At 67.4% G+C, this 14,486-nt stretch carries 13 protein-coding genes; 5 read left to right on the top strand and 8 right to left on the bottom strand.

The features are described from left to right. Positions 1-69: 69 nt before the first annotated feature. The 3 genes from KF688_02665 to KF688_02655 all read left to right on the top strand — a co-directional run bounded on the left by KF688_02665 (position 70) and on the right by KF688_02655 (position 1,854). A complete protein-coding gene (locus KF688_02665) occupies positions 70-234 on the top strand; it encodes a hypothetical protein (protein ID MBX3424560.1) in 165 nt (54 codons plus the stop codon). 54 nt (positions 235-288) lie between these two features. Then, complete coding sequence (locus tag KF688_02660) at positions 289-1,221, top strand: GGDEF domain-containing protein (GenBank protein ID MBX3424559.1); 933 nt, start codon at positions 289-291, stop codon at positions 1,219-1,221. A gap of 309 nt (positions 1,222-1,530) precedes the next feature. Next, positions 1,531-1,854 carry a hypothetical protein gene (locus KF688_02655; GenBank protein MBX3424558.1) on the top strand — a complete coding sequence of 108 codons (324 nt, stop codon included), beginning with the start codon at positions 1,531-1,533 and terminating at the stop codon, positions 1,852-1,854. 128 nt (positions 1,855-1,982) lie between these two features. Here KF688_02655 and KF688_02650 read toward each other — a convergent pair whose 3' ends face one another. From KF688_02650 to KF688_02635, 4 genes are all read right to left on the bottom strand, one after another. After that, positions 1,983-2,888, bottom strand: coding sequence for a hypothetical protein (locus tag KF688_02650; GenBank protein ID MBX3424557.1), 906 nt, complete (start codon positions 2,886-2,888; stop codon positions 1,983-1,985). A 342-nt stretch (positions 2,889-3,230) separates the two neighbouring features. Then, the gene (locus tag KF688_02645; protein MBX3424556.1) at positions 3,231-3,842 is read right to left on the bottom strand and encodes a superoxide dismutase; all 612 of its coding nucleotides are present in this window, start codon (positions 3,840-3,842) and stop codon (positions 3,231-3,233) included. 349 nt (positions 3,843-4,191) lie between these two features. Then, positions 4,192-4,491, bottom strand: coding sequence for a hypothetical protein (locus KF688_02640; GenBank protein ID MBX3424555.1), 300 nt, complete (start codon positions 4,489-4,491; stop codon positions 4,192-4,194). A gap of 34 nt (positions 4,492-4,525) precedes the next feature. After that, positions 4,526-6,910 (bottom strand): diguanylate cyclase, encoded by a 2,385-nt coding sequence (locus KF688_02635; GenBank protein MBX3424554.1) that lies wholly within the window; start codon positions 6,908-6,910, stop codon positions 4,526-4,528. Positions 6,911-7,214: 304 nt separating this feature from the next. On the opposite strand from KF688_02635, the gene KF688_02630 reads away from it, so the two are divergent. Beyond that, the gene (locus KF688_02630) at positions 7,215-8,093 is read left to right on the top strand and encodes a fumarylacetoacetate hydrolase family protein (GenBank protein MBX3424553.1); all 879 of its coding nucleotides are present in this window, start codon (positions 7,215-7,217) and stop codon (positions 8,091-8,093) included. Between the two features lie 81 nt (positions 8,094-8,174). On the opposite strand, the gene KF688_02625 is transcribed toward KF688_02630, so the two are convergent. Together KF688_02625 and KF688_02620 are read right to left on the bottom strand one after the other, a co-directional pair. Then, positions 8,175-8,648, bottom strand: coding sequence for a hypothetical protein (locus KF688_02625; protein MBX3424552.1), 474 nt, complete (start codon positions 8,646-8,648; stop codon positions 8,175-8,177). 215 nt (positions 8,649-8,863) lie between these two features. Continuing rightward, the gene (locus tag KF688_02620) at positions 8,864-9,409 is read right to left on the bottom strand and encodes a hypothetical protein (protein ID MBX3424551.1); all 546 of its coding nucleotides are present in this window, start codon (positions 9,407-9,409) and stop codon (positions 8,864-8,866) included. Between the two features lie 372 nt (positions 9,410-9,781). Between KF688_02620 and KF688_02615 the strand changes: the two genes are divergently transcribed. Next, positions 9,782-10,777, top strand: a complete 996-nt coding sequence (locus KF688_02615) for a DUF1207 domain-containing protein (protein ID MBX3424550.1) — start codon at positions 9,782-9,784, stop codon at positions 10,775-10,777. Between the two features lie 58 nt (positions 10,778-10,835). On the opposite strand, the gene KF688_02610 is transcribed toward KF688_02615, so the two are convergent. Both KF688_02610 and KF688_02605 read right to left on the bottom strand, forming a co-directional pair. After that, a complete protein-coding gene (locus KF688_02610) occupies positions 10,836-13,247 on the bottom strand; it encodes a DUF1559 domain-containing protein (protein ID MBX3424549.1) in 2,412 nt (803 codons plus the stop codon). Between the two features lie 273 nt (positions 13,248-13,520). Further along, a complete protein-coding gene (locus tag KF688_02605; GenBank protein MBX3424548.1) occupies positions 13,521-14,222 on the bottom strand; it encodes a lamin tail domain-containing protein in 702 nt (233 codons plus the stop codon). Between the last annotated feature and the right edge of the window lie 264 nt (positions 14,223-14,486).

Below are 14,486 nucleotides of genomic sequence, written 5' to 3'. Positions count from 1 at the left end.
ACCTATTCTTGCGAGGAAGACGTCCCGCGCGGGCGTCGCGCACGGTTCTCGCTCGGTGCAGGTCCGACCATGAGCTACTTCGATGCGATCGGCCTTTGGATCCGCGAGTTCTTCCTCCGGGCCTGGGGCTGGGTCAGCAGTCTGAACTACCAGGAGTGGTTTCTCCTCCTGGCGGCGACGACCCTGTGCGGATTCATGTGCATGCGCGGTTTCGGGTCCCGGGCGAACTACTAGCCGCTGTTCGAGATCGCTCACGCGCCGGTCACCGAACTGAACGAGAGCTACGGCATGCAAGGCTTGCTGCTCGACACCACGGCGATCGCGTCGATCGCACTGATCGGCTACATGTTCGGCCGGCGCGTCGGTTCGCGGGCCGGGCAGGTCAAGTCGGACCTTGCGGCCGAGTTCGATCACGCCGTCGACATCGCCGACGAACTGCAGCGAGTCGTCGGCGGCTTGCGCCGGGAAATCGCTCGGCACCAGGGCGACGTGGCGAGCTTTCGCAAGCGGGTTCGCGCCCTTCCCGGCGCCGGCGATTCGGCGGCGTGGCGTGCGCTCGGCGAGCAAGCCGAACGGTTGCTCGCTCCCACGTTGCGGCTGGCGTCGCTGCTCTCCACGGCGTACGACGACGTCCGCAAACAGTCGGCCCAGTTGATGGCGTTCGCCGACACGCGGTTCGACGCCAGCACCGGCGTCTACAACCGGCGGGCGATGGACGAGCAATTGGCGGTCCTCATGTCGCAGAACCCGGCGCTGCCCGGGCAACACTTCTGCGTCGCCGTGATCTCGGCCACGGCGCACGGCGAGGAGGCCGACGAGGGAGACGAGTCCGCGCTGGCCAAGCTGGCTCGGCTGCTGAAGAGCTGTGCCCGGGACACCGATTTTGTCGCTCGTTACAGCGGCGACGAGTTGGCCGTGCTGATGCCGCGCACGTCGCTCTCCGGGGCGACCGTGTTTTGCGAGCGGGTGCTGCGTCGCACGCAGGAGGAGTTGGGGCTCTCGGTCTGGTTGGGAACAGCCTCGGCTCAGCCCGGCGACGAAGCGGGCGAGAAACTCCTCTCCCGAGCCGAGTCCTCGCTGTACAGCGCCCGCACTGTCCCCGAGGCCTGCATCTTCAAGCACGACGGCAAAGTCATCCGCCGCCACGCCGCGACCGCGGCAAACGCCGTCCCGCAGAGCGTCTTCGAGTCCGATCCGGCCGACTCCGCGACCACGGCGTAGCGACCTCGCAACCAACAACTCCGCCGGCGGCTCAGCCGCCCAAGCGTCCCGCATGGTTCGCCGTCGCCGCCCATTCTTCCCAGCCGGCTGGGCGGCAAAAACCGCTCAACTGCGTGCGGTTCTGCCCCCTGTCCGAACAACGCGAATTCCGCGGGTTTTTGCCGCTCGTTGACCCGTTTTGGCGGCATAATCTACATTGGAGTTGGTCAAGGACGGCAAAGGTCGGTCGTCCGTCGCGGGCGCGCCATTTGCCGATGTATCCGGCTCGGTTTCGCGTCTTCTCAGAGACTTGCACGAAAGGAGCTTGCCATGCCGTTGTTCGAGGTGGAAACAGACAGTCACATCATCATCACCTGGGCCAAAGATAGCGACGATGCGTCGTCGGTGGTTACCGACTCGTACCCTCACGATACGGTCCTGCGGCTCACAAAGCGGCCGCGCGACACCTGGGTGATCTCCAAGGGAGCTTTGGGTTTGGCCGGTTCGCTCGACCCCTGTCACACGGCCCGCGAATGCTTGGCTAAGTCGGGCGGCGACAAGCTGCACGCCATTCGGCTCTACATGCACGAAACGGGCGCCGACCTCGAACAATCGCAAAAGGCGATCGAATCCAACATGGTCATGGGCTGGTAACTGCGCCGCAGCCTCACTCCGCTGCGGAACCAGCCGACACATACGCAACAAGACCTCGCCGCCCCCTAGGGCGACGAGGTCTTGGCGTTGGCTGAAGGACGTTGACGCGCCGCAACGGCGGAGGCGTATCAGCGGTACTGCGTCGACGGATACGGCGAGGCGATCGACGAGGGGTTCGTCGTCGTTCCCACCGAGGGATAAGTACTCGTGCCGCCGGGTCGGTAACCGCCGGCTGTCGCGACCGTGGCTCCATTGGCAGTCGACGGGGCCGAGGATGCGGCGGCGCCGCTCGCCCCGTCGTAACTCGCCGGGGCGTCGTAGCTGGCCGCGGCATAGCGTCCGCCGCCGACGCCTGCCGTCGTGGCGACGCTGTCCGCGACGGCCGACAAATCGGGAAGCCCCGGTTCGGCGGTCGGCGACGTCGCGTAACGGCTGCCGTACGCCGAGGCCGACGACGCAGCGGCCGTCTGTGCGGACGCCAGCGGGTCGGCATAGCTTGAATCGGTCGGAGTCGTCGAGCCGTAGACCCCGCCGTAACGCGACGGAGCCGTCTCCGCCGCCGCCGTGGTCGCCGCTGCTGCGGGAACCCCTGCGGGAACGGCGTCGGGATTGTACGGCCCCGGAACGGCGCCCAGGTTCGAGCTGGCTGCCGACTGCCGAGCGACCTGGCTCGTCGCCTCAATCGCCCCGCCGCCCGCCGCGTAATTCGCTGCGCCGGTTGTGGGATAGCTGCCGGGCGTCGTGCCGGCGACCGAATCGGAAGATGCTTGATAGGCGCTCGGCATCGAGCCGCCGGCGGTGGTCGGATCAAACGCCGGGGGAAGGTTGCTCGACGCAACTTGCGTGGACGCTTGGGCCGCATCGGACGGCAACTGCGGCGCCGAGTGGGCGACCGCGGTCGATTCAGCGGCTTTGTCCGACTTCCACCACGCCATCTTCGGCGTCGACTTGCACCCAGGCGCCGCGCCCAGCATGAGCAGTCCGGCGACCAACGCCGATCGGCGCAGACGGCGATTCAAGGCAGCGTGTTTCATGACATCCATGCCCTTGTCTCAACGCGCTTCGCCGTCCATGGCGAAACAGTATTCTCAACGACCCGGGCGCCGAGGCGCCCCTCCATAAGCGGAGCGACCACTCGCGCAGGGTCGTTCTGTGGCCTTCGCTTAGGCCTCTTCGGCCGGCAGCGACAGTTCCGATCAGCCAAATCCCCCTACCGGGCGGATTTGTGCCGATAATTCCGCGCACGAGGCGCCAGCACGGGAACTGCGCGGGCGGCAGAGTACAAATCCCCGCGGCGCAGGTCAAGCCAAGTCGCGCGACGCTAGCATGCGCAGGCGACACGTTTGACCGGGAGAATCCGCCGGAGTCGGGGCTGATCAGCCCTTCGCCTGCGCATACCGCTCGCCGACGGCGTTCCAGTCGATCACGTTGAAAAACGCCGTGATATAGTCGGGCCGTCGGTTCTGGTACTTCAGATAGTACGCGTGCTCCCAGACGTCGAGCCCCAGGATCGGCGTGTTGCCGGTCATGTAGGGGTTGTCTTGGTTCGGCGTGCTCTCGACGACCAGCTTGCCCGCAGGGGTGACGCTGAGCCAGGACCAGCCGCTTCCGAAGCGGCCGACCGCTGCGTCGCTGAAGGCCTTCTTGAAGGCCTCGAATCCGCCTAACTCGGCTTCGATCGCCGCAGCCAGAGCGCCGCTCGGGGTTCCGCCGCCGCTGCCGCTCATGATCGTCCAAAACAGCGAATGGTTCGCATGCCCGCCGCCATTGTTACGCACGGCGCCGCGGATGTTCTCGGGGACCGACTCGATGTTGCGGCACAGGTCCTCGATCGACTGCTCGGCGACTCCCGCGCCAGCCAGCGCATCGTTCAGCTTCGTCACATACGTGTTGTGATGCTTGCCGTGATGGATTTCCATCGTCTGGGCGTCGATGTGCGGCTCAAGGGCGTCAAAGGCGTAAGGGAGGGGGGGGAGCGCGTAGGCCATGACAGGACTCCGTCGTGTTCGTGAAACGGCCCGCGCAGCGGCGGCGCGGGCGTCAGGTTGGCAAGTGTTCCGACCCGTTCAAGATATCGCCGGGAAGGCAAAGTGACAATCGGCGCCCCCAGGAGCGGAGCTTGCCGCCAATGGCATGCCCGGAGCGGACGTGATGCGGCGCAACGCAGCGAAGCCGCGAGGGTTCCGCAGAGGGACCGGCGACAGTCCCGCCGGAGGCGCCGAATAGAAGTGCGCCGCAAAGTGCGATGCGCAACGTGCGCACAACGCGAAAACCGACCGCCATACGGCTCGCTCCCGACCGCCGGGGTCCTGCCGCAGACGCTCTGGCGCCGGGACGTCAGGCGCCCGGCGCGTGGCGTTCGACGCGGGCCAGCAGCTTGCGAATCTGCTGCTGGTGCGACTCGAGGGCCGTCAATTGGTCTCGCAACGCGCCGAGGAAACCGTCCGACGGCTCGCTCGCCGCGGCGGCGACCGGCGCCACGACTGAGTCAATCGCCGCGGGGTCGGCGAACACCGCATCGACCGCCGAGGGATCGAGATCGTGACCGTCCTCCTCGCGCGGGCGGACGAGCTCTTCGGCGCTCCCCCCCATGCGGACGGCGCGTCTGAGCGAGGTTTGAAAGTGTCGGGCGTTCATGGCATTGAGTCCAGTACGGCGTTCGCTTAAGGGGTTACGAGGAGGACGCCTCGTCGGCGGAGTCGCCTTCGCTTTCGGCGGCCATCAGGTATCCCTTGAGGCTTTGCAGAATCAGTCGGGCGCGGTCGGCCATCTCCAACTGGCGTCGATTGCGATTGCGTTTCGATCGAATCGTGATCGCGAGCACGCACTGCAAGTACGATCCTCTGGCGAGGCCGACGCCGTTGGTGCGCTCGCGGCGAGTCTCCGAGACGTCGATTTGCACGCGAAACAACGCCGGACGATCGTCTCCGCGACGATTGCGGCCGACCTTGTCGCTGGAGACTTCGATTTCAAGCTGGTCCTCGCGGCTCCAGACGATGCGGGCCTGCATGTCGGTGATGAATCCGCGCAGCATCTCCAGCGCGACGTTCTTCGGCACTTCGCACGTGAGCTTGGTCGTGATCAACGGCGCGGGGCGAAACGAACCGAAACTCCACCATCGGCGCTTGGTCGGCGTTTCTTCCATACCGTCCCCCATTTTGACGACTTGATTGCGGCCCTTCTCTTTGGCCGTGTAGAGCGCCAGGTCGGCCCGGCGGAGCATCGCCTCGGGCGTGTCGCCCGGTTGTTGTTGCGTGACGCCGAAGCTCGCCGTAAGGCGCCGGTTGCCGAGGAACGACAACGGCGTTTCGGACAATTTGCGGCGGATTTGATCCGCCCGACGGGCGGCGTCGTCCATCGTGCAGTCGGCGCACAGGACGGCGAATTCTTCGCCCCCGTAGCGCGCCACCAGATCGCCCGAGCGGCACATCTCCTTCAGCAGATTGGCGATCGCGATGATCGCTTCGTCTCCCGATTGATGACCGTAGGTGTCGTTTATGCTCTTGAAGTGGTCGATGTCGGTCATGATCAGGCTGCACGGCTGGTCGGCCTGCTCGTGCGCCTCCATGAACAACAGTTGCATGCGGTCGAATTCAGCCCGATTGGCGACCTTGGTCATCGGGTCCTTGGTCGCCTTGGCGTGCAGGGCTTGGCACTTCTCCTCGAGCGTCGCCTCGGGCTGAGCGTCGTGCAGCAGCACCGTGGCGCCGATCAGCGAGTGGTCCTTCCCCAGCACCGGGATCGCGTGCAGATCGATCGCCACGTGCTTGCCGCCGCGACCGAGAATCTGCATCCGCTGCCGGATTTGCGAATTCGAATTGATCGCCCGTGCGACGGGACACGCGTCGTCGGTCACGCGCCGGCCGCCGCTGTTGCACATGTCGAGCAGGCTGGGAACGAACCGTCGACTCGCCGCGGCGCCGGCGCTGACGCCGGTGAGGCGTTCCGAACCCTTGCTCCACAGGATGATCCGCCGCTGGGCGTCGACGAACACGACGCCGTCGTGCATCGCGTCGATCAGTTTTTGCTCGAACATCGACGGTCCGGCCAGCATCGCGGGGGCGGGTTCGGCCGTCGTGCCGGTCGGCTTTTCGCAGTCGACGTGCCAGGGGTACGCCGTCGCCGTGCTGAGCCAGCGGGCGACCACCTCGTCGGTCAGGTTGGCCGACCCCTGCGTCAACACGTCGCTGAACTGAGTCACCAGGATCGGGTCGAGCTGCATTCCGCCCCGGCGGGTCAACTCGGCAAGCGCCTCGTCGCGCGACAGCGACCCGTTGTGTGCGCTCGCCGTCAATGCGTCGTACGCGTCGACGACCGCAATCATGCGGGCCTCGAGCGGGATGCCGTCCCCCGAAGCGTGCAAGTCGCCGTTGTCGCTGTTGAAAGCGGCGTCGACGTGGCGGATGACGTCGATCACGCGCGCCGGGCAAGCGCAGCCGGCCAGAATTTCGGCCGCCGTCGCCCGCCGCAGCGCGGCCCGTTGAGCAAGGTCGGCAGGCGTCGTCGCCAGATGAGCGGAGAGCAACGAGTCGGGGAGCCCGATCGACCCCACGTCGTGCAGCAGCGCAGCGAGTTCCAGAACGTCGCGGGTTTGCGCGTCCAACTGTTTGTACGACGCCCATGCGCTGCAACCCAACGCGACGCGCAGGCTGTGGTCGGCGGTCGCCGCGTGGCGGTGGCGCAAGGCAGTGAACAAGCTGCTCGCCAGTCCCAACCGGCCCAAGACGAGCTTGTTCTCGGGAGACGTGAACGTCATCCCGGCCGCGTGAGTCGGCGACGGGACTTCGGCGACGGGGGGAGCCGCCGCTGGCAGCGGATTCAAGACCGGCGGCGCCGCCGATTCGACTGAGGCCTGCTCGCTCGCCTGCTTGGTCGCGGCGAGAGTCGCCTGCTCCAGCGCGCTGAGCAGCGAGCTGATCTCTTCCACGCGCGATTCGGCGGCCCGACGACGGCGTTCCGTTTCGTCGTGGACCGGCGAGGCCGGCGGCGCGGAAGCGCCCTCGGCAAGCGGATGAACGGGGAGCTGCTGGCTCATGGCGGCAATGCGGAGCGACACGCGGGGTCCGACGGCGCCCCGGGGGGGCCGAGAAAGTTCCGCACAACCGTAGGTCACGCTCGCGAGGGCCGCAAATCTGCCGTCGTCGTTCTAAGCCGATTGGGACGAATCCGCCGCGCGCGGCGCCGCCGGTCGGTACGATCGCTGCGACCGGAACGCGCCGTACCCCAAGTCGGAAGCCCGAGGTTCCCGGATTGGTCAGAGCCTGGGCCTTTCCGTCTCGGGCAACCGCTTGGGCCGGCGGGGGCGAATCGGTAGATTGGGACGCGACTCGCTCGATACCTGCCCTCAACCGACGACTGCCATGCGATTTGTTCATCACTACGCCGCCGACGACTGCCGGGCCGCGGGAATTGTCGCTCGCGACGGCGTGGAAATGCTCGTCGACCTCTCCGCGGCTGATCCCGCGCTCCCCGCGACGATTGACGAGCTGCTCTGCCGTGGCGACGAAGGCATGGCTGCGGCGGCCCGCGCCATCCAGCAGTATCGTGGCCCCGCAGCGCCCCTGGCCGACGCTCGGCTCGGCCCCCCCGTGGTCGCTCCGCAAAAGATTCTGTGCGTAGGACTCAACTACGCCGATCACGCCGCCGAGACGGGCGCCAAGGTGGGCGACGAACCGGTGATCTTCAACAAGCTGCCGACGACGCTCCGCGGTCCGGGCGATCCGATCGAGCTGCCCCCCGAATCGTCGGAGGTCGACTACGAAGCGGAACTGGTCGTGGTGATCGGCCGTCCTTGCCGGCGCGTTGCGCAGGTCGAGGCGATGAACCATGTCGCCGGGTACGCCTGCGGGCACGACGTTTCGGCTCGTGATTGGCAGAAAGGGAAGCCGGGCAAGCAGTGGCTGCTCGGCAAGTCGTTCGACAGCTTCGCTCCCCTGGGCCCCTGGCTGGCGACGAGGGACGAAATCCCCAACCCGGGCGAACTGCCGATCCAGATGCGACTGAACGGCCAAGTGATGCAGGACTCGAACACGCGGCAACTGATCTTTCCGATCGATTACCTCGTGTCATACCTGTCGCACGTTTGCACGCTGCTGCCTGGCGACCTGATCTACACGGGGACCCCGCCGGGAGTCGGCATGGCTCGGACCCCGCCGGTCTTCCTGCAACCGGGCGACGTCGCCGAAGTGGACATCGCCGGCCTCGGCGTCCTGAAGAACCCGGTCGTCGCGGCTCACTGAGGAAACGAGGGATCCGTCGCGGAGGATGCCCGAGGAAAAGCCGTGCGGAAAAGGCTTCGTGTGGCGATTGCCAGTCACTCCTCACCGTTCGCCAATTCCCCCCTCCAACGTCTCCGCGTAACGCTCCAACGTCTGCCGGGGGTCGAGATTGAACACCGTCCGACCATCGGTCGTCCATCGCCCGTTGCGGTAGACGAACACGGCTGTGGCGGAGCGGACGTTTCCGACCGCTTCGACGTCCTCCATGGCGCCGCCGGCGACCGCCTCAAAGCGGATCTCGACGGCGGCCAAGCCGAACAGCTCGCGGGTCGTCCGCTCGAGCGCCACGAGCCGCGGCTGGCGCAGTTCGACCGCTTTCCAGAGGAGCCCGCGCGGCATGCCGGTGGCCGCGGCGGCGGCACGGAAGGTCTCGGCCAGCTCGGCCCCCGCCTCGGCCAATTCGAGCCGCGCCAATTTCGCGCGGGCCCGCAACTGCGCCGCCCGGGCCTTTCGCCACGCCGCCCCCGCTGCGACGGCGACAATCACCCCGCCGGCGATCACCAGTGCCAAATGCAAAACGATTCCCCCCTGAGCCAAGCGACCGGCGAATTGCCTGCCATGGATTGCTCTGCGGGAATTCTCGCGCAAAGACGCTAGGGCGCAAAGGGGCGCCGCGACGTCCGCCAAGCCGGTTGGTGCGGCAGGAGACAGGCAAGCCGGTCAGGAAAAGCGCCCCTGGGCGAGCGGGACGCATGTCCAGCCGAGCGGTTTCCCCTCACAGCGCGTACGCGTCACCAGGCGCGCATCCATGCAGAGCGGTCGCTTGGCAGGGGGAGCGGCTCGGGGCGCGGAGCGGGCGTCGCGCGCGGGTTCGGCAACGTCGGCTGCATGGCCGGGGGAGCCAAGTGCGGACGGTCCAGGGGCGGCGCCCCCAAGGACATGCCCGCCTCTTCGGGCATCGTCAGAGAGGGGCCGTCGTCATAGCGGACGCCCTCGCCGTACCCGCCCCCGTACGAGCTCCCTTGGTACGTCATGCCGTAACCGCCGCAGCCTGCGGGACCGCAGCCGCGAATGTCGCGGTAGGGTTCGGTGCAGAACGCCGACTCGCATCCCGGCACGACGACCGTGCGCGGAGCCGGGGGAACGGGATAGCCCCGCGCCACGACGATCGGCGCGTGGTGCCCCGGACCGTAGCAAAACCCCGACGCCTGGGCCAGCGTACTGGGAAGCCGCCAGCGGCCGATGCTCTGGGCCTCGGCCGACGTCGCGGCAAGAGCCACGATCGCCCCCAGCGCGGCGATGGTTCGATATGAATAGTAATAGTGACGTTGCTGCACGGCGGCCGGCCTCCCAAGACGCGAGTCCTCTCGCGGGCGCATCGGCCCGTCCTCGTGGGGATCGACCGAGCCGCGCTGTCGGCAATACGCGGAGCGCGCGAGAACCAGTCGGAACCGGCGCGAGGCGCGAGGCTCGTCCCGTTGCGACCCGCGCGTTCCGCAGGCCTTCCGCGGACGGCGCCCTCTGCCGAGGCGGATCATTTTGCCATCCACGGCTGCAATTTCGCCGACGCGGGCGGGGTCGGAATGTTCCGGCCGTGGGGGTCCTGCCGATGATCGTGCTTGTACCGCCTTCCGTGCCGTCCGGACGCTCTCCCCCCGCAAGCGATCTGTCCCAGGCGTCCGCCCCCACGCGCATCTGCCGAGCGACCCATGCGCCTGACCTTCCCCCGGCTCCTGCTAGCCACGCTGGCGCTGGCGCCCGCGTGCTGCATCGCGACGACGGCGGCGGCCCAGACGGAGGCGCTTGCGTCGCCGCGCTCAGCCGAGTCGATCGCCGAGGGCATTCAACTGGGCCCCCTCGACGCCGAATCGGCGTCGATCGATTCCAGCGTCGTCACGACCGGGGCGTTGTTCGCCCTGCGCGACGACGTGCCGCTGTCAGTCGGCGGCCCGCACCTGCAGCTCTTGCCGCAGGGCTTGATCTACCGCACGTACCTGGCCGGCGTGAAGGAATCGCGGTTCGGCGGGGTGTGGAACTACGACAACGGCAACGGGCGGATCTTGGACGTCACCCTTGGCGGGCAGGCCCCGCTCTTGCGGTACGGCTCCCTGAGCGGCACGCGCCCCGAGGGATGGCAAATCGGCCTGGAGGGCGCCGGCCAGGTGCGGCTCGACCGCGACGAGGAGTCCGACGTCGAGGCGACCGACTACCGCTTCGGCGTGCCGATCACCTGGGGCGACGCGATCCACCAGACGAAGTTCGCGTTCTACCACCTCAGCTCCCACCTGGGGGACGAGTTCCTGCTGAAGCAGCCGACCTTCCCGCGGCTCAACTACAGCCAGAACGTGCTCGTCTACGGGCATTCGCTGTACCCGGTCGACAATTGGCGCGTCTACGGCGAAGTCGGCTTCGGGGTCGCGGACGAGATCGCCAAGCCGTGGCAGTTTCAGTTCGGGCTGGAGTGGGCGCCCGAGCACATGACCGGCTTCCGCGGGGCGCCGTTCTTCGCGGCGAACGCCCACCTGCGCGAGGAAGTCGACTTCGGCGGCAGCCTCACCGCTCAAACCGGTTGGGCGTGGCGCAGCAGCGAAGCGTCGGGCCTGCTGCGCCTCGGGCTGCAGTACTACACCGGCAAGAACGAGCAGTTCTCGCTGTACGACGACAGCGAACAGAAGGCCGGCTTCGGCATCTGGTACGACTACTGATCTCCGCGACCGAACGCGGGCCGGCAACCGGCGGTGCGCCCGTAGCCGCCGTGCGGGGTCATGGCGAGGGGATTGAATCCCACTCGATCAACTCGCCCCCGGCGCGAGTCGACAGTTTGACCAATACCTCGTCGGCAATCGTGGCCGCAACCCTACGCACGCTGCCGTCGCACCACGCGGCGGCAAACCCGCGGGGGTCGCTGAGACCGCGCTTCGGCTGCGCGGGGTCGAAAGGCAGGTCAGCCGGTTTGGCCCACTCGATCGCCGCCCCCGGTTCGACCTGGACGAACGCCACGGTTTGCGACGTGCCGTCGCGAATGCCCGCGAACGTGAGCTTCCTCGCCCCCTCGAAAATTGTCCCCGGCCCCTTGAGCCCCAAGAACCGCGTCGTGCCGGGGGGCGACGGGTCACTGTTCGACTGATACACCGCCGGCGTCCCCGCCGCCGCCAGGACCTGGGCGTTGTGAGGGCTGTTCCACGGCTCGTCGCGGCGCAGTTGCTCGTAAAGCGCCTGCTCCTCCACGAACGGCAAGATCGCGACCCGCCAACTCAACAGCGGCGTGCCGTCTTCGGCGACAATGTCCTGCGGCATTGTCCTGAAAGCTGACTCGTAGTTAAGAATTCCCAGGCTGATCTGCTTCATGTTGTTCAGGTCGGCCTGCCAGCGAGCGGCGTCGCGGGCCGCTTGCACCGCCGGCAACAACAGGCCGGTTCCAAATCCTACGGCGGCCGGCCCGCCCCCTGTGGGCAGCGAACCCCGCGCGACCGAGCGGAACCCGTCGCCGTCGAACGACCACGTCGACACGCTCGGCCGCATATGCCGGGCGATGACGTCCATCGTCGGCACGATCGAGGGATCGATCTCGATCCCCTCCTTGCGCAGTTGCCCGGCGGCCATCTGGGCGAACGCCTGCAGCCAGGGGTAGAACGATTGCACCAATCGTTGCGTGTCCTGATAGCCCAGCACGGCCGCCCCCCCCTCGGCGGACAAGGCCGCGGCTACGCTCGGGGCCGCGGCAAGCGACTCGGCCGGCTGCCGCTCGACCACCGAACGGACCGCCTGCGGCAGGAGCCCCGCCACGAACCACTCGTCGCTGACGCACCACGCCGGAGAGATCGGCGCCGGGTTGCGCAAGAATTGCACCGTGTACAGGGTGTGATTGCCGACGCGGCTCTCGACGAGCGCCGCTTCGTCCTCGGGAACGGCGGTACGTGCCATGACGCACAGCTTGGTCATCGCCCGATCAAGCCGCTGGGGATCTTTCACCCGCACCGCAACCGCGGCGTTCAGCCACGACGACATCAGATCTCCGCCGGGGAGATAGACGATCCAGGCGTCGCCGAGCGAATCGACGATGTCCTTCCGCACGTCGATCCCCACGCGGTTCTTCACGTCCATCAACCCGCGGTCCGCTTCCGCCTCGGCCTCGGGGTGAAACTGAACCACCATTCCCATGACGTCGTCCCACAGTTGGCTCGGATTGAGCCGGACGGCCATGGCCAGCAGCGCATCGCGCGGCACGGGGGCAAGGTCCTGTTCCTGGAGCGGCTCGTGCGGCATCAGCGCCAGAACTCCCGGGCGCTGACCGCCGGTGTTCAGCAGCGTCGAGGAAATGCATCCCGAACCGTCGTAGCCGTTGCGAGCCGTAAGCTCGCGAATGCTGGTCAGTCCCAGGCGTTCGGCGATCGGCCACGCTTCAGGATTCTGCTGGGCGACGATCGGCTGCACCCGGTTGAGAATCCCGGCCACGTCGAGACGCATGAACGACAACTCGCGCTCGACTTCGCGATGGGCGGCGCGCCCCTTGTCGAGCCACTGAGGGGCGTCGCCCTCCATCCGCTCGACGAGCTTCGCGGGAGTTTGCGGGCCGACGGCCAGCAACAGGTAATTCCCCTTCCACGCCCACCGCAGCGGGGGCGCTTGGGGGGGCAGGGCGGCGCGACGCCATGTGAGCCCGGCGAGGCTCTCCTCGACGAACTGCGGCGCCTGCGGCCCTGCGGCCGCCAGTAGATTGGCGACGGCCTTCTCGACCGCCGCGCGCTGGTCGCCCGCGCTGATCACGACCCCCGCTTCGACCGTCACCCCGCCAGGCGCCGGGCTGACCTCCTCGACGTAGAGCGCCGACGGTCGAGTCACCAGCAACGTCAACAACGGAGGCAGGTTCTGCAGCAACGCCTGCTGCTGCGGGGCCGGACCGACGTTCTTGCGCACGGCCTTCATGACCTGCGACTCAACCTCGGCGAAGAACCGCTGCACTTGCGGCTCGGCGAACAACTGCTCGGTTTGGTTCGAGCTCTCGGCGCTGGCGGCTTGCTGCCCGGCGTACGCGGCGTACAGTAGGCACTCTTCCGGGGCGATCGCCGAGAGCACGGGATCGGCCGGCAACGGCGATCCCCCCATCGGCACTGCGCCGGCGCCGCTCAGCAGAAACAGCCAAATCCAACTCAGGGCGAAGCTCGAGGCGGCCATGGACGTCATCCTTCCGGTAAAGCGGGATCAATCTTCCCGCCGGGGCAGGGCTGTGACAGAGTCGATCGAAGCGGACAAGCGCCGGGCCGACAAGCGGCCGCGGCTCCCCGCAACTATCGTGCGTACTGGGCGTAAAGTCAACCTGCACGGCGACTTGCGAGAGCGCTTGCGGCCGACGAGTGACGCGTAGCGCAACAAAAAACGGCCTACCGCGATTCGCTCGCGGCAGGCCGTCGGATCTGCTTTGCCCGTCTTCAAAGCCCGTCGAGAAGCCTACTTACGGCGACGCAGCGCGGCGAACGCCAGGGCGCCGAGTCCCGCCAGAGCGAACGACGCCGGCTCGGGAATGACCCCGCCGATAGTCCCGGGGGAGCCGACCTCATTGGCGACGTGAAAGGCGCCGTTGACGCCGACGGCACTGAGCTGGCTGATGGCGCCGTTGATCCCGGCGGCGTTGTCAAAGGTGAATCCGCTGGTCGAGGCGCCAAAGCTGACGCGGGTCACTTCGACGTCGCTGGCGTCGAAGATCACGACGCCGTCGCCCCCCGTGCCGAGCCCGGTCCCCGAGCCGCCGTAGGCGCCAATGGCGAAGCCGGCCGGGGCGCTGCCGCCGAACCAGAAGTCGATGAAGTCGCCTTGAACGACAGCGTCGATGAGCGCCGCCGTCGGGTCCGAGGCGGCCACGCTTTCGACGAATACGGCCGACTGGCCGGGCGCCAGAGAGGCGACCCCGCGCAGGCCCACCGCGTTGGCAATGTTGAACGAGTTGTCGTCCATCTTCCAACCGGTGATGTCCACCGCGGCGGCGCCGGTGTTGGTCAGTTCAAACCAGTCGGCCTGATAAGGACTGTTGCCGCTCGACCAGGGGCTGACTTCCGAGATGATCACCGCCGCCCGAGCCGTGCCGGCGAGAGCGACCAGCGCGCTCGCCGCCACGGCGGTCAGCGCGATCCAAGACTTGCGCGATTGAGACATTAGCTTGTTCCTCAATAGGAGAGTGGCTGCCCGCCGAGCCGCCACGGCTCGCCGGAGTTCAACAGTCGTTCTGCGGCCACACGGTAACGGGGGAGTATTAATGAACTGTTAAGGTCGAGCGAATTCTCTGCGCGCGTGCGCGCCTCCAACTGCCCGCCGCGCGCCACGCGAAATTGTTAAGACTGCGTGAAGGCCGCATTCAGGATTTGTGAAGCCATCGTGAAGCTTCTGTGATTCTCGCTTGCGCACGCGTTGCGATCATTG

The organism is Pirellulales bacterium, from assembly GCA_019636345.1.
In the GTDB taxonomy this organism is placed as follows: Bacteria; Planctomycetota; Planctomycetia; order Pirellulales; family Lacipirellulaceae.
The sequence above is the reverse complement of the archived record's forward strand: the minus strand, read 5'-3'. Positions and strand labels throughout refer to the sequence as shown.

What these genes read in the sequence shown, in the direction of transcription:
- KF688_02610 (MBX3424549.1), bottom strand. Translation starts at nt 13,247, where the DNA reads ATGGCCGCCTCGAGCTTCGCCCTGAGTTGGATTTGGCTGTTTCTGCTG.
- KF688_02660 (MBX3424559.1), top strand. Translation starts at nt 289, where the DNA reads ATGCAAGGCTTGCTGCTCGACACCACGGCGATCGCGTCGATCGCACTG.
- KF688_02645 (MBX3424556.1), bottom strand. Translation starts at nt 3,842, where the DNA reads ATGGCCTACGCGCTCCCCCCCCTCCCTTACGCCTTTGACGCCCTTGAG.
- KF688_02640 (MBX3424555.1), bottom strand. Translation starts at nt 4,491, where the DNA reads ATGAACGCCCGACACTTTCAAACCTCGCTCAGACGCGCCGTCCGCATG.
- KF688_02630 (MBX3424553.1), top strand. Translation starts at nt 7,215, where the DNA reads ATGCGATTTGTTCATCACTACGCCGCCGACGACTGCCGGGCCGCGGGA.
- KF688_02605 (MBX3424548.1), bottom strand. Translation starts at nt 14,222, where the DNA reads ATGTCTCAATCGCGCAAGTCTTGGATCGCGCTGACCGCCGTGGCGGCG.
- KF688_02655 (MBX3424558.1), top strand. Translation starts at nt 1,531, where the DNA reads ATGCCGTTGTTCGAGGTGGAAACAGACAGTCACATCATCATCACCTGG.
- KF688_02650 (MBX3424557.1), bottom strand. Translation starts at nt 2,888, where the DNA reads ATGAAACACGCTGCCTTGAATCGCCGTCTGCGCCGATCGGCGTTGGTC.
- KF688_02665 (MBX3424560.1), top strand. Translation starts at nt 70, where the DNA reads ATGAGCTACTTCGATGCGATCGGCCTTTGGATCCGCGAGTTCTTCCTC.
- KF688_02615 (MBX3424550.1), top strand. Translation starts at nt 9,782, where the DNA reads ATGCGCCTGACCTTCCCCCGGCTCCTGCTAGCCACGCTGGCGCTGGCG.